At 70.0% G+C, this 14,481-nt stretch carries 12 protein-coding genes; 5 read left to right on the forward strand and 7 right to left on the reverse strand.

Features of this window, described 5'->3' with window-relative positions:
- Positions 1-35: 35 nt before the first annotated feature.
- Genes ACFWY6_RS35835 through ACFWY6_RS35850 form a run of 4 tightly spaced genes read right to left on the reverse strand, consistent with a single transcriptional unit; the run spans position 36 to position 4,564 of the window.
- Positions 36-1,409, reverse strand: coding sequence for a GH1 family beta-glucosidase (locus tag ACFWY6_RS35835; protein ID WP_384699632.1), 1,374 nt, complete (start codon positions 1,407-1,409; stop codon positions 36-38).
- Positions 1,410-1,447: 38 nt separating this feature from the next.
- Positions 1,448-2,308, reverse strand: coding sequence for a carbohydrate ABC transporter permease (locus ACFWY6_RS35840; protein ID WP_384699634.1), 861 nt, complete (start codon positions 2,306-2,308; stop codon positions 1,448-1,450).
- Positions 2,301-3,248: a carbohydrate ABC transporter permease gene (locus tag ACFWY6_RS35845; RefSeq protein ID WP_384699636.1), complete on the reverse strand. Its 948-nt coding sequence runs from the start codon at positions 3,246-3,248 to the stop codon at positions 2,301-2,303. Before ACFWY6_RS35845 ends, ACFWY6_RS35840 begins: the two co-directional genes overlap by 8 nt.
- Entirely contained in the window at positions 3,245-4,564 is a 1,320-nt protein-coding gene (locus ACFWY6_RS35850) for an ABC transporter substrate-binding protein (RefSeq protein WP_384699638.1), read from the reverse strand. Before ACFWY6_RS35850 ends, ACFWY6_RS35845 begins: the two co-directional genes overlap by 4 nt.
- Positions 4,565-4,752: 188 nt before the next feature.
- Between ACFWY6_RS35850 and ACFWY6_RS35855 the strand changes: the two genes are divergently transcribed.
- The 3 genes from ACFWY6_RS35855 (at position 4,753) to ACFWY6_RS35865 (ending at position 7,146) form a co-directional block, all read left to right on the forward strand.
- Entirely contained in the window at positions 4,753-6,045 is a 1,293-nt protein-coding gene (locus tag ACFWY6_RS35855; RefSeq protein WP_384699640.1) for an ROK family protein, read from the forward strand.
- 238 nt (positions 6,046-6,283) lie between these two features.
- On the forward strand, positions 6,284-6,442 hold the full coding sequence (locus ACFWY6_RS35860) for a hypothetical protein (RefSeq protein ID WP_384699642.1): 159 nt from the start codon (positions 6,284-6,286) through the stop codon (positions 6,440-6,442).
- 14 nt (positions 6,443-6,456) lie between these two features.
- Entirely contained in the window at positions 6,457-7,146 is a 690-nt protein-coding gene (locus ACFWY6_RS35865; protein ID WP_384699644.1) for a YoaK family protein, read from the forward strand.
- Positions 7,147-7,156: 10 nt separating this feature from the next.
- Here the strand turns inward: ACFWY6_RS35865 and ACFWY6_RS35870 are convergent, their stop codons facing one another.
- Positions 7,157-7,621: an SRPBCC domain-containing protein gene (locus tag ACFWY6_RS35870; protein ID WP_384699646.1), complete on the reverse strand. Its 465-nt coding sequence runs from the start codon at positions 7,619-7,621 to the stop codon at positions 7,157-7,159.
- A 524-nt stretch (positions 7,622-8,145) separates the two neighbouring features.
- Here ACFWY6_RS35870 and ACFWY6_RS35875 point away from each other — a divergent pair.
- Positions 8,146-9,054 (forward strand): trypsin-like serine peptidase, encoded by a 909-nt coding sequence (locus ACFWY6_RS35875; RefSeq protein WP_384699648.1) that lies wholly within the window; start codon positions 8,146-8,148, stop codon positions 9,052-9,054.
- A 10-nt stretch (positions 9,055-9,064) separates the two neighbouring features.
- The gene (locus tag ACFWY6_RS35880; RefSeq protein ID WP_384699650.1) at positions 9,065-9,367 is read left to right on the forward strand and encodes a carboxypeptidase-like regulatory domain-containing protein; all 303 of its coding nucleotides are present in this window, start codon (positions 9,065-9,067) and stop codon (positions 9,365-9,367) included.
- 28 nt (positions 9,368-9,395) lie between these two features.
- On the opposite strand, the gene ACFWY6_RS35885 is transcribed toward ACFWY6_RS35880, so the two are convergent.
- Positions 9,396-11,438, reverse strand: a complete 2,043-nt coding sequence (locus ACFWY6_RS35885) for an alpha-amylase family glycosyl hydrolase (RefSeq protein ID WP_384699652.1) — start codon at positions 11,436-11,438, stop codon at positions 9,396-9,398.
- Positions 11,439-11,558: 120 nt separating this feature from the next.
- The gene (pulA, locus tag ACFWY6_RS35890) at positions 11,559-14,267 is read right to left on the reverse strand and encodes a pullulanase-type alpha-1,6-glucosidase (protein ID WP_384699654.1); all 2,709 of its coding nucleotides are present in this window, start codon (positions 14,265-14,267) and stop codon (positions 11,559-11,561) included.
- Positions 14,268-14,481: the final 214 nt, after the last annotated feature.

Here is a 14,481-nt window from a genome sequence, read left to right on the forward strand (position 1 = left end):
CGGTCGAACACGGCCGGGAGCCGCCGCTCGCCGTCTCAGGCGGCGCGGTGCGCGCGCCCCTGGTGGTCGCGGACGATGGCCGCGTAGCGGTGGCCGCTCCCCTTGACGGTGCGCCGCTGCGTCGCGTAGTCGACGTGGACGAGGCCGAACCGCTTGTCGTAGCCGTAGGCCCACTCGAAGTTGTCGAGCAGCGACCACGCGTAGTACCCCGCGAGTGGCGCGCCCTTGCGGGCGGCGCTCGCGCACGCGGCGAGGTGCCGGACCAGGTAGTCGGCGCGCTCAGGGTCGTCGACCGTGCCGTCGGGCCGTACGACGTCGGGGTAGGCCGAGCCGTTCTCGGTGACGTACAGCTTGCGCGCCCCGTACTCGTGGGTGAGGCGCAGCAGCAGGGTCTCGATGCCCCGCGCGTCGATCTCCCAGTCCATGGCGGTGCGCGGTACGCCGTGGCGGCGCACCTGGCGGGCGTGCGGCGCGGGCCCGGTGGGATCGTCGGCGACGGCGGCCGGGAAGTAGTAGTTCAGGCCCAGCCAGTCGAGCGGCCCCGCCATGGTCGCCAAGTCCCCTGCCCGCTCCGGGAGTTCGACCCCGTACACCTCGCGCATGTCGGCGGGGAAGCCGAGGCCGTGCACCGGGTCGAGCCACCAGCGGTTGGTGTGGCCGTCGACGCGCCGGGCGGCCGCGATGTCCTCGGGGCGGTCGGTGGCGGGCTCGACGGTGGAGAGGTTGTTGACGATGCCGATCTGCGCGCGGGGCGCCGCCGCCCGGATCGCCTGCGCGGCCAGGCCGTGCCCGAGCAGCAGATGGTAGGAGGCGCGCACGGCGGCGGTCAGATCGGTCAGGCCGGGCGCCATGCGGCCCTCCAGGTGGCCGATCCAGGCGGAGCAGAGGGGTTCGTTGAGGGTGGCCCACTGCGTGACGCGGTCGCCGAGACGGGCGGCGGCCACGGACGCGTACGCGGCGAAGTGCTCGGCGGTCTCGCGCTCCGGCCAGCCACCGCGGTCCTGGAGGACCTGTGGCAGGTCCCAGTGGTAGAGGGTCACGGACGGGGTGATGCCCGCGTCGAGCAGTCCGTCGATCAACTGGTCGTAGAAGTCGAGGCCCTTGGCGTTGACCGGCCCGTCGCCGCCGGGCACGATGCGCGGCCAGGCCAGGGACAACCGGTAGGCGTTGGTGCCCAGTTGCCTCATCAGGGCGATGTCCTCGCGCCAGCGGTGGTAGTGGTCGCAGGCCATGTCGCCGTGATCGTCGTTGTCGATCTTTCCGGGGGTGTGCGAGAAGGTGTCCCAGATCGACGGGGAGCGGCCGTCCCGCGCGACGGCTCCTTCGATCTGGTACGCCGATGTGGCCGTGCCCCACGCGAAGTCGTGCGGGAGTGCGGCGAGGTCGATGAGGCGGGACGCAGACGACACGGACGACACGGACGTCCTCTCAGACGTAGAGGGATGGGTCACTTGACGGCTCCGGCGGTCAGGCCGGCCACCAGATAGCGCTGGAGCAGCAGGAACCCCGCGACCACGGGCACGCTGACGACGAGTGACGCGGCCATGATCTGGTTCCAGTAGACGTCGTTCTGGGTGGAGTAGCCCTGCAGGCCGATGGCGAGGGTGCGGGTGGTGTCGTTCGTCATGACGGAGGCGAAGAGCACTTCTCCCCAGGCGGTCATGAAGGCGTAGACGGCGACCGCGACGATGCCGGGGACCGTGGCGGGGACGACGACGCGGAAGAGCGCGCCGAGCGGCCCGCAGCCGTCCACGAGGGCCGCCTCGTCCAGGTCGCGCGGCACCGAGTCGAAGTACCCGATGAGCATCCAGATCGAGAACGGCAGCGAGAAGGTGAGATAGGTGAGGACGAGGCCGGCGCGCGAGCCGAACAGGGCGATCCCGGTGGCGTTGCCGATGTTGACGTACATGAGGAACAGCGGCAGCAGGAACAGGATTCCGGGGAACATCTGCGTCGACAGGACGGTCACCGTGAAGACGCGTTTGCCGCGGAACCGGTAGCGGCTGACGGCGTAGGCGGCGAAGACGGCGATCACCACCGAGCAGACGGTGGCCGCGCCCGCCACGATCAGCGAGTTCATGAAGTACTTCGCCAGCGGAACGGTCTTCCAGATGTCGATGTACGGGCGGATCGTGAGCCCGCTGGGCAGCCAGCGGAACTTCCCCGACACGTCTTCGAGGGGCTTGAGCGAGCTGGACACCATCACGAAGACCGGAAGCAGCACGAACCCGGTGAGCAGGGTCAGGAAGATCCGCCGGGACCAGAGGAACGAGCGGGGCGGCGCCATCGGTGACCGGACGCTATGCATGGACCGACTTCCTCTCGCGTGACGTGACCCGCAGATAGACGCCCGTCACCGCGAGCAGGAACAGGAGCAGCAGGGCGGACATGGCGGAGCCGGTGCCGAAGTTCCAGGTGGCGAACGACGATTGGTAGATGTGGATCGAGACGAGGTCCGCCGCCTCGGGCGCCGCCCTGCCGAACAGGACGAACGGCGTGTTGAAGTCGTTGAACGTCCAGAGGAAGAGGACCAGGACGAGCACCTGGTTGACGGGCCGGAGCGAGGGCAGCGTGATGCGGCGGATCTGCTGCCACACCCCGGCGCCGTCGAGGGCGGCGGCCTCGTACATCTCGCGGGGGATGTTCTGCAGGCCTGCCATCATGATGAGGAAGGCGAACGGCCAGCCCTTCCACACCGACACGGTGAGCAGCGCGACGAAGCTGTTGTCGCCGATGAGCCAGAACGTGGCGCTGTCGGTGAGGCCGAGCTGGTCGTGCAGGACGTGGTTGATCAGGCCGTTGTCGCGCTGGAACATGAAGCCCCAGGTGATCACGGCGGCGTACACCGGCAGTGCGTACGGCACGAGGAAGAGCGCACGCAGCACGCCCCTGCCCCGGAACGTCTCCTGCAGACAGATCGCGGTGGCTGTGCCGAGCAGCCAGCACAGGCCGACCGAGAGCAGGGTGAAGGCGCAGGTGACCAGGAACGAGTGGAGCAGCGCCTGCCCGACGGGCGCGTCGAAGTCGACGGCGACCTTGTAGTTGTCCAGGCCCGCCCAGGGCGCGGCGCCCCAGTCGCGGATGAAGAACTGGGTGAGCTCCTTGAAGCTCATCACGATGCCGGTGACGATCGGCAGCAGATGGACGAGGATTTCGAGGAGGAGGGCGGGGAGCAGCAGGAGGTACGGGAGTCCGATGCGGCGCAGGCGTCCGGGCCTGCGGCGGCGCTGCCCTGTCGCAGCGCTCACTGCTGAGACATCTGCTGCTGGGCCTTGGCCAGTTCGGCCTTCACCGATGCCGTGGTCACCTCGCGTCCTGCCGCGGCGTGCGCGAAGAGGTTCTTGACGGCGGTGCCGACGGCGGTCTCGAACTGCGACTCGTCGGGCACCTGGGGCAGCGGCGCGGCGCTCTTGGCCAAGGTGTCGCGCAGGACCTTCAGTTCGGGGCGGTCGAAGGCGGGGTCCTGCTGTGCGGCCTTGACGGGCGGTACGGAGCCGTAGGCGGCGCAGAGGATCTTCTGCTCCGCGTCGCTCGTCATGAACTTCACGAACTTCAGTGAGCCGTCGATGTTCTTGGTGTTCTTGAACACGGCCATGTTGATGCCCGCGACCATCGAGTTGGTGGCCTTGCCCTGCCCGGGAGCGCCGGAGGCGACCGGCACGGGCGCCACGCCCCACTCCTTGTCGCTCATGCCCTGCGACTTGAAGGTGGTGGCCGCGGCCTGCCACAGGACCATCGCCGTCTTGTCCTTGGCGAAGTCGCTCAGCGACTGGTTCTGCGCGTACTCGGCGTTGCCGGGCGCGATGACCTTGTCCTTGGCCATCAGGTCGACGTACTGCTTCACGGCCGCGACCGCGCCGTCGGAGGTGAAGTCGGGTCTGCCGTCCGCGGTGAAGAAGTCGGCGCCGTGCTGTTTGCCGAGGACGAAGATCTGGTGGATGTTGTTGGCCAGGTTCGCGCCCTCCGCTCCCAGGGCCCAACTCCCGTCCTTGGAGAGCTTCTTGCCGTCGGCGACCAGTTCGTCCCAGGTGGCGGGCGGCCCGTCGATCCCGGCCTCCGCGAACATCTTTTTGTTGTAGTAGAGGGCGTACGCCATGGAGTAGAGCGGCACGGCCGCCGGGTCCTTGTCCGGTGCCCCCGCCGAGCCGAGCGCGGACTCGACGAACCGGTCCTTGCCGCCGATCTTCGCGAAGTTCTTCTCGTCCCAGGGCAGCAGGGCGCCGCCGGCCTGGAGCGACGCGCTCCAGGTGTTGCCGATGTTCAGTACGTCGGGGCCCTGGCCCGAAGTCGTCGCGGTGAGGATCCGGGTGAGCAGCTCCGACCAGGGGATGACCTCGAGTTTCACCTTGATGCCCGTCTGCTTCTCGAACTTGTCGAGCTCGGGCCCGAGGATCTTCTTGTCCGCTGCGAGGTTGGGGCCCTGATTCGACGCCCAGTACGTCAGCGTCTTCGGCGAGTCGTTGGATCCGGCACCGCCCGTCGACGTACCTCCGCCGCAGGGGGACGCGGCGAGGGCGAGCGCGAGGGTGGCGGCGCCGGCGGCGGGCGCTCGGAATCTGCTCATGTCTCCAGGTGTCCCTTCCGGAGGGAGTCATGAGGCGAAGGGCCGGGGGCCGGGTCGGGCGGGCTCCGTGTTCACCTTCTGAATGACCTCATGACTTAATTTAGGACGTGAGTTAAACCGGCGGGGAAGATAGCGTCAAGAGGTCGCACAGGACCAAGTTCGAGGCAGAGCAGGCCGGAAGGAACCACATGGCAGGGCAGCGCAACGGGCGTACGGTGCACGACCTGCGGCGGGAGAACCGCGCCGCCGTGCTGCGGCGGCTGTACTTCGACGGGCCGATGAGCCGCTTCACGCTCGGGCCCGCCACCGGGCTGAGTTCAGGTTCCATCAGCAATGTCGTGGCCGAGCTGGTGGCGGAGGGCCTCGTGGAGGAGGCGGGCAGCGTGGAGTCCGACGGCGGCCGGCCCCGCACCCTGCTGCGCGTCGCACCGGACCGCGGGCGGCTGATCGGTGTGGACGTCGGCGAGACCCGGGTCCGCGTCGAGCTCTTCGACCTCTCGCTCTCCGAACTTGCCCGTGCTGAGCGGCCGTTGACCCTGAAGGGCCACGACGTGGAGGGCGTCGCGGGACTCATCAGGGACGGGATCACCGAGGTCATCGGCGCGGCGGGCGGCTCGGACGACGCCGTCATCGGCGTCGGGATCGGCGTGCCGGGAATCGTCGCGCGCGACCCCGAACTCGGCGCGGTGGTGCATGGACAGACCATCGGCTGGGACGCGGTCCCACTGGAGTCGCTGCTCCGCGAGACGGGTCAACTCCCCGACTCCGTCCCGTACTTCATCGACAACGGCGCCAAGACGCTGGGCCAGGCGGAGATGTGGTTCGGCGCCGGACGCGGCACGCGCAACGCGGTGGTGGTCCTCTTCGGCTCGGGTGTGGGCGCGTGCGTGGTGACCGAGGACGCGAAGCAGGGCCGCGCCGTCGAGTGGGGACACCTCACGGTGCGGGTCCGTGGCAGACGGTGCCGGTGCGGGGCGCTGGGCTGTCTCGAGGCGTACGCGGGGGCGGAGGCGCTGCTCGAACGGTGGCAGGAGGCGGGCGGGCGGGCGCCTCGGGGCTCCGACGAGGAGGGCGCGCTCACCGCCATGCTCGGCGCCGCCTACCCGGAGGGCGACCGCGCCGCCGACCCGACGGCCCTTGCGGTCCTTGAGGAGACCGCCGAGTATTTGGGAGCGGGCCTCTCCGACCTGATCAACCTCTTCCAGCCCGAGCGCATCCTGGTCGGCGGCTGGGCCGGACTCCAGCTCGGGCAGCGCTTCCTCACGGCGGTCGAGCGCCACATCCCCACCTACGCCCTCGCCTACCCCGCGGACCGGGTCACCATCGGCCTCGGCCGCCTCGGACCCGACGCGGTGACCGTCGGGGCGGCGACGCTCCCGCTGGCCGACTTCTTCGCCCGGGGCGGCCGCCGCGCGGCGCCGGCTCCCGAGGCGGCGGCACCGGCCTGGCAGACGGCGCTGGAGGGGCGAACGCCCAAGTGACAGGGGGTTCGGCGCCCTTGGCACCGGCCCATTCGGGTCGTTCTGGGCGTGACCGGGCGCGCGGACGCCGCCGCCGTCCGGCGTTTCGGGTAACGGTGGCCTGGCCCGGATCACTTGACGGTGGCCCGGCCACGGTCACTTGGCGGTGACCGGCCCCCCATCACTTCGACAGGAGAACCGCCGTGCGACCTCACCGCGCCCTGGCCTCGGCCCTCGCCGCTCCCGACGCCGCCCGGCGGTGGCCGCCCCGGACGACACGAGCCATGCGGCCGAGTCACGCGGCTGCCTGGTGAAGGGGGACGACGCGGTGTGGGCCTCCTGCCACGGCAAGGTCCCGCTCGGAAAGGCCGGCCGGGAGCGGCGTGCGGGCGGGCTCGGCCAGCCGGTCGAGCCCTGACGCGCCGTCAACGCATGACCTCGCTGCTCGACCGCGCCGCCGCCCGGCTCTTCCCCGACGACCGCGAGCACCACGGCGTGCTGCCCCCGCTGCTCGTCGTGCTGACCTTCGTCACCGGCCTGGTGGACGCCGTCAGTTATCTGGGCCTCGACCACGTCTTCGTCGCCAACATGACCGGGAACGTGGTCTTCCTCGGGTTCGCGCTCGCGGGCTACGCCCAGTTGTCCGCCACCGCGTCGCTCCTCGCGGGCGGCGCGTTCGTGGCGGGCGCATGGGCGGGAGGGCGGCTCGCGCCGCGGGTCGCGGACCGGGTGCGGCTGTTCGCGGTGCTCGTCGCGGCACACGCCGTGCTGGTCGCGGCGGCCCTGGTGACCAGCGCCGCCGTCGACGTCGATCACGTACTGATCGGGCTCCTTGCCCTGGGGATGGGCCTGCAGAACGCGGTCGTGCACCGCATCGCCGTCCCGGATCTCACCACCACGGTCCTCACCCGCACCCTGACCGCCCTCGCCTCCGACCGCCCCGGCCCGGCGACCCTGCGCAGATCCCTCTCCGTCGCAGCGATGTTCGCCGGCGCCCTGACGGGCGGCCTGCTGCAACTCGACCACGGCACACCGGCGGCGCTCGCGCCCGCCCTCGCCCTGCTGACCGTCGTCGTACTGGCGGCGGCGCTCTCCCGGCGTACCGGAAAAGTGCCGTCATGAGCGGTGCGGGCTAGGAACTCTCCTCGACGAGCCGGGCGAGGTTGGCCAGGGCCATGCGGGTGCCCGTCTCGTTGTCGGCCGCCGGGATCGCGTCGGGGATCCCTTCGTGCACGATCACCACGTCGGTGCCGCCGTCGGCGCCGTCGGTGAGCGTCGTCGTCATCGTCATGGTGCCGCGCAGTGCGGGATCCTCGGCCTCGAACGCGAGGACCTCGACCACCCGCTCGTCCGGGACGAGTTCGGCGAAGTGGCCGTGGTACGTGTCGGTGTGCGAGGCGGACTTGCCGGCGCCGTGCGGCGCGTCGTAGGTGAGCGACACCCGGAACTCGCCTCCCTCGCGGGCGTCGAACGCGTGCACCTCGCTCGTCATGCCGCTCGGCACCCGCCATCGGGCGATGGCGTCCGCGTCCACGAGCGCCCGGTAGACGGCCGGGCGCGAGGCGTTCACGTGGTGGGAGATCCGCGTCGCGTACATGCGCAGCAACGTAGCAAGCGAGGTCGGCGTGATTCGGGCATCGCGCCCCGTTCTCTCCCGCAGCGCGCGGGGCGTGAGTGCCGGGGTGGGGGGCGAGAGGGCGGCGGAGGCCGGGCAGGCGCCATTTGTTCGCAGGACCCGACCGGTCTTGTGGGAGTGCGGTGGCCTCGGGGGCGCGGACCCGGCCGCTCGCGGTGAGGTGCGGGAGCGAGCCGATGTCCTGTGTGCCGTAGGAGATGTGAGAGGCCGTCAGCCGACGGTCTCGGCCCGCCGTTCACCGGCCCGGCCGCCTCCCCGCCCAGTCGGCGCAAAAGGCTCATTGCGGCACTTGTCAGGCGGCAGTAGAAGGGGCATTGACCCTAAACGTTGCGGCCGCGGCGTCCTGGAAGGCATCACAGCGCAGCTCTGCACAGCACAGCTTGTACATCGCAGCTCGTACATCGCAGCCCGTACATCGCAGCCCGTACATCGCAGCTCTGAGAGAAGCCGGGTGATCCAGAATGGCGCAAGATCCACACACCGCAGTGACGAACGAGCCGGACGACGGTGCGGTAACACTGGCCCCTGAGCAGGAAGCGGTCCTGCAGCCGCCGTCCGAGGGCACGCAGGGCGAGACACAGCACCCGACGGGCGAGGGGCTCGAGCACATCGAGGGCTACCGCCGGCCGGAACACTTCGCGCCCGAGGCCTGGACGGCCCCGACCGCCACGCTGCCCGACATCGGGGAGGCGTCGTTCGGTCCGCCGCCGCTGGCCCCCGAGACGGTGCACGGCCCCGATGACCGCGTACGGATCAACAACACCAGCGTCTACCCCTGGCGCGTCCACTGCTACCTGCTGATCACCGCCCGCGACAACGCGCTCTACCAGGGCACCGGCTGGCTGCTCGGACCGCACACGCTGGCCACCGCCGGGCACGTGGTCTACATCAAGGGCAGTGGAGTGGCGGGCCGCGACGGCTGGGTGAAGAGCATCCAGGTCATGCCGGGCCGCAACGGCGCCTCGCTGCCGTACGGCAGCATCACCTGCACGAGCTTCCGCTCGGTGCTCGGCTGGACGCAGAACGGCGACGAGAACTACGACTACGGCGCCATCATCACGCCGTCCAACATCGGCTCCTCCATCGGCTGGTTCGGCTTCGGCGTATGGTCGGACTCGGATCTGCTCAAGACCACCGGCAACATCGCCGGCTATCCGGGCGACAAGCCGTCCGGGACCATGTGGTACGCGGCACGCGGGATCGACTCGGTCGCCCCGCGCAAGGTGTACTACGACATCGACACCGCCGGCGGCCAGAGCGGCAGCTCGGTCTACCGCATCGACAGCAACGGCCGCTTCGGCTTCGCGATACACGCCTACGGCGGATCCCGGGTGAACTCGGGCACCCGGTTCACCACCCCCGTCTTCAACAACTACGTGGCATGGAAGGCATGAGCGAAGGCCTATGAACGGCAGCGGTTCGGCAGTACAGATCACCGGCGTCGTCCGCGACGCCACGGGCGCGCCGGTGGCGGGTGCTCATGTCCTGTTCACGGACGGGCCCCGGCCGCTGCCGGACATCGCTGCCGTGACGGACACCGAGGGACGCTTCTTCCTCACCGCGCCCGCCGCGGGCGCGTACACGCTCACCTGCCGGGCGGACCCGATCATGGGCCCGCCCGGTACCGCCGATGCCACCGTCCGGGTCGGCGCGACCACCGGGGGCGCCGTCGCCGGGCCGGTACGGGTCGAGCTGACGCTCGGCTAGGCACCTCCGCCGGAGACCTCGCCGCGCTCTACTTCAGATACGAGCCGTCCGTGCCCACCTTGCCCGGAGCCGGATTGCCCGGCAGATCGAGCACGTAGGCGCGCAGGTTGCCCTTGCCGGGAGCGGCGACGGACAGCTTGCCGTCGGTGACGGTCTTCTTGTCGCCCGTGACGGCGTCGGTGTACGTGCCGTCGGGGATGCCGCTGTAGGTCGCGGCGCCGGAGACGGTGACCAGGGCGAAGCTGTCGACCGAGCCGGAGGTGTAGCGGCGCTTGTACGCCATCTGGCCTTCGATGCCCTCGGTCGAGTACTGGCCCGACTGGAGCGCGGGCACCGCCCTGCGGATCTGGTTCAGCCGCTGGACGTGTTTGACCAGAGGCTGCTCCAGGGTCTTGGCGACCTCGCCGTCGGCGCTGTCGACCGTGCCGAACTCCGATGCGGTGACGGTGCCTTGGAGGTGGTCGCCGTAGTAGGCGCGGCCCGTGCCGGCCAGTGGGCACTTGGGGCCGCAGTCGATCTGCTTGCCCTTCTGGAATTCGATCTCCGAGCCGTAGTAGAGGGTCGGGATGCCGCGGAAGGTCCACATCAGGGCCATGTTCTCGGCCCAGGCGTCGGTGCCGCCGGCGTACCGGGTGGAGGACTTGTTCGGGCCGTAGTCGTGGCTGTCGACGTACACGGCGTTGTACGTCGCGTCGTTGACGGAGTCGTCGGAGTCCTTGCCGTTGTTGTACGCGTTCGGGGCGTCGCCGAAGTTCATGTGCATCCGCATGTCGATGATGTTCATGCCGGAGAACTTCGTGCGGTCGGGGGCGTGGTAGGTGTTCCCGTCCAGGAAGGCGTTGTTGCTGGTGGGCTGGTTGCCGGTGCCCTGCGCCTGCTCGTACTCGTACATCTCCAGGGCGGCCGCGGCGTCGTCCGCGCTGTACTCCTTGCGCTCCTTCCACGTGTAGAACTGCGCGGAGTGGTTGACCGAGCCGCGGTTCCACTTGTCGTTCACGAAGGCGGCGACCTCGCCGAAGACGTAGAAGTCGTCGGCCTTGTCCGCGCCGTACTTGCCCACCAGTTTGTCGTGCAGGGCGGGCAGGAAGCGGCGGTTCCAGGTGGTGCGCGGGATGTGCACGGCGGTGTCGATGCGGAAGCCGTCCACGCCCATGTCGATGTACTTGTCGTAGGCGTCGATCAGGTACTTCTGCACGCCCGCGTTCTCGGTGTTGAAGTCCGCGAGGTCGTCGTGCAGCCAGCAGCTGCGCGCGTCCTCGCCCTCCCAGTTGCCGATCCAGCACTGGTGGTACTTGTCCGCCGGGAACATGCCCGAAGTGGGGTTCGGCCACTGGCAGTTGTAGATCTTCCGGCCGTCCGATCCCGTGCCGGACTGCTTGCCCCAGTCCTTGCAGGTGTTGCCCGCCGGTTCCGCGGTGGACCAGCGGTCGCCGTTGTAGGGGTTGCCCTGGGCGTCCTCGTCGAGCGGGTCGTACTCCTTTCCCTCGACCTTGTCGTCGTAGTAGTCGCCCCACTCCTCGTCCTGGATGCCGAACGCGGTCGGCGTGAACAGGCCCTTGGCGCCCCAGCGTGAGCTGTGGTTGTAGACGACGTCCTGGTAGATCTTGATGCCCTTGGCGTGCGCCCGGTCGATGAGCTGCTGGTAGGAGACGCCGTCCGACTCCAGGCGCGGGTCGATCTTGTAGAAGTCGTACCCGTGATAGCCGTGGTAGTCGTAGTCGGAGCGGTTCATGACGACCGGGGTGATCCAGATCGCCGAGAAGCCGAGGCCTTTGATGTAGTCGAGCTTCTCGGCGAGGCCCTTGAAGTCGCCCCGGGTCATGGGGTCTTCGTTGGCGGCGTTGCCGGACGACGTGTGCTGGTTGCCGCCCCGGTTGTTGGACGCGTCGCCGTCGTTGAAGCGCGCGGTCATCGCGAAGTAGATGGAGTCCTTGCGGGGATCCCCGCCGAGCATGGTCGCCGACTCCACATCGGCGGCCGCCTTCTGGGCGTCTCGCCCGCCCTGACCCGCGCCGCCGACGCCTGGCAGCAGCGTCAGGAACAGCGCGGCCAGGACGGCGGACAGCAGCACACTGGGCTTTCTTGTTGCACGGGGGTACGGCATACAGCCTCCTGTACGTAGTGGGGTACGTGGGAGGGCCGACGCGCCATCAGCCCGGCGGGTCACGGGGGCCGCTGGGCCCCCTCTTTTTCAGCCCCGCTCGAAGACGGCGACCGTCCGTGCGGGGACGCTGAAGGTTCCTGAACTCGGGTCGTACGACGATGACTTGACCACCGGGTCGGCGCCCTTCGCCTGGACCGGGTGCAGGGCGTACGCGGTGTCCTTGTGCGCCGCGACGCGCTGGGACTGCGCCTCCGGAGTGGCGTTGAAGACGATCACCAGGTCGCCGAGCTCCATGGTGATGACGCCGGGCGTCTCGGCGGAGGTCCCGGAGAGCGGGAAGGAGAGCCGGGCCTTGACCTGGTCGGCGGTTGCCAGGGAGAAGGCGGGCTCGGTCGCGCGCAGCTTCACCAGGTCCTGGTACGCGGCCGACGCTCCGTCGATCTCGGCGCACCCCGGGGTCAGGGCGCCGGACGTCAACAGGGGCTTTCCGTAAGGCCACTTGTCCTTGTTGTCGGCGGCCGGGGGCAGGCCGCGTCCGAAGCCGTTGCCGTCCTTGCAGTTCCAGTGGATGGCGTTGAACCAGTCCCCGCTGTCGTAGGAGTTCCGGTCGAGGGACTTGGAGCGCAGCAGGTCGCTTCCGGCCTGGGAGAGGGAGGGGCCTTGGGCGAGGGTGGCCGTCGCCATCGCGAGCACCTGCATGCGGGCGCGCTCGGCCGGAGTCGTGTCCGCCGAGAGCTTGAAGGCGAGCGCGTCGTACAGCGATTCGTTGTCGTGGGCGTCGGCGTAGGAGAGGGCGTCGCCGGGGGCGGCCGCGTATCCGGCGGGGGCTCCGTTGTAGTCGACCTCCGAGCCCCGCACGCGGCGGCCGGCGGAGTCGGTGAAGGTGTAGCCGGCCAGGTTGCCGGTGAGGGCCACCTTGAGGAGGTCCTGGTAGTGCAGGAGCCGGGCCTTCTGTTCGGCCTCAGTGCCGTTGGCCTTCGAGGAGTTGGGGTCGGTGTAGAGGCCGCTCGCGAAGCCCTGGACGCCCGGGTCCTCGTCGAAGGGGCCGCCGCCGCGCACCGCGTCACGGCCCCGGTCGGAGAAGGTGGCGATGCCGGTGCCCGCCATGTTCTTCTGGGTGGCCTGCACGAAGCGGGCGTCGTCGGCGATCTCGCCGAAGTTCCAGCCCTCGCCGTAGAGGACGATCTTCTTTCCGTCGACGCCGTCCTTCTCCAAGGTCAGCGCGTCGAGCGCTTTGCGGACGGCGAGGATGTTGGCCTTGGGGTGGTGGCCCATCAGGTCGAAGCGGAAGCCGTCGACCTTGTACTCCTTGGCCCAGGTGACCATCGAGTCGACGACCAGCTTGCCCATCATGGCGTTCTCGGGCGCGGTGTTGGCGCAGCAGGTGGAGGTCGCGACGGTCCCGTCGGCGAGCAGCCGCTGGTAGTAGCCGGGCACGATCTTGTCGAGTACGGACTTGTCGGCCTGGCCGGAGGCGACCGTGTGGTTGTAGACGACGTCCATCACGGTGCGCAGTCCGGAGCCGTTGAGACCCTGGACCATCCGCCGGAACTCGACCGTGCGCCGGGTGCCGTCCGGGTCGCTGGCGTAGCTGCCTTCCGGGACGGTGTAGTGCAGCGGGTCGTAGCCCCAGTTGTAGGCGTCCTTGGCGGCGGTCTTGGTGATGCAGGCCTGCTGCTCGTCGGAGTCCGGGGCGAGTGCCGTCAAGTCGCAGTCGGGGGTGGCCTGTTCGGAGGCGCGCTCCGGGATGGTGCCGATGTCGAACGCGGGCAGGAGGTGCACGTACGACGTGCCCGCGCCGGCCAGCTTCCGCAGGTGCTTCATGCCGTCGGACGCGGTGTCCGTGAACGCCAGGTACTTGCCCGGGTGCTTGGCGGTGCGGTCCTCCACGGAGAAGTCCCGGATGTGCAGCTCCTGGATCTGCGCGTCCCGCAGCGGCGTCGCCTTCGGCTTCCGCAGCCGATCCCATCCCGCGGGGGCGAGCTTCGGGTCGCCGAGGTCGACGGCGATGCTGCGCTCCGAGTTCGCGGTGAGCGCGGTGGAGTACGGGTCGGTCACCCTGTTCGTGACGACCTTCTGGACGCTGGGCGCCCACACCTTCACCACGTACCGGTACGACTTGCCCGACCAGCTCTCGGCGCCGGTGACGGACCACACCCCGCTCGCGTCGTCGCGCCGCATCGGCACGCTCTTGCCGTCGAGTTCGAGGGCGACGGACTGGGCGGTGGGGGCCCACACGGCGAGCGTCGTACGGCCGTGGCGGAACCGCGGACCGAGGGTGGCCTTGGTCGCGGCCGCGCTGTAGAGGTCGTCGAGGACACCCTGGGTCTGTACGCCGGTGGCGGCGAGGAGCTTGCCGTCGGCGTCGCCGCGGGTGGCGACGAGCTGGCCGGTGAGCGCGCGACGGACGCGGTCGCGGTCGCGCGGGTCGACGGTGAACGCCGCGTAGTCCTTCAGGTGCGGGTACTTCTTCCTCTGGGCGTCGGTGAGGCCGCCTTCGGCCGGGGTCAGGCGTATGCGCTGCCCCTCACCGGAGAGCTTGCCGTCCTTCACCGTGAGCCGCCCGTCGCGCGAGTACACCAACTCCTGGGTGGCGGCCTCGCCTTGGACGTCCCAGGCGAGGGTGTTCCGGTCGATCCACTGGGCCTTGGACTTGGCCGGGTCGAGCTCGGCCGCCGCGTCGGCGGCGGCGACCGACACCCGGGGAACTGCGGCCACCGAGGAGGTCAGCGGCGCGACCGCGGCGAGCAGGGCGAGAGCCGTGGTGACGACGGTGCGGCGCGGGGAGCCGGTCAAGGGTGCTTCTCCTTTGTACGGAAAGTGCGGAACGTGCGGGCCGCCCGGCGGGGGGGCGCCGGGGGCCCCCCCGGTGTTTGGTGTGATAGGGGTGGTGGTGTATGGCCACACAAACCAGATGCCCCCGGGGGCCCCGCGGGCGGGGGGCCTGGCGGACGCGGCGTCCGCCGCGCAGGCTCCCGCCGCCGGAGGCGGTGAGCAGCAGGCCGTGCGG

Source organism: Streptomyces sp. NPDC059037 (assembly GCF_042740015.1).
Classification (GTDB): domain Bacteria; phylum Actinomycetota; class Actinomycetes; order Streptomycetales; family Streptomycetaceae; genus Streptomyces.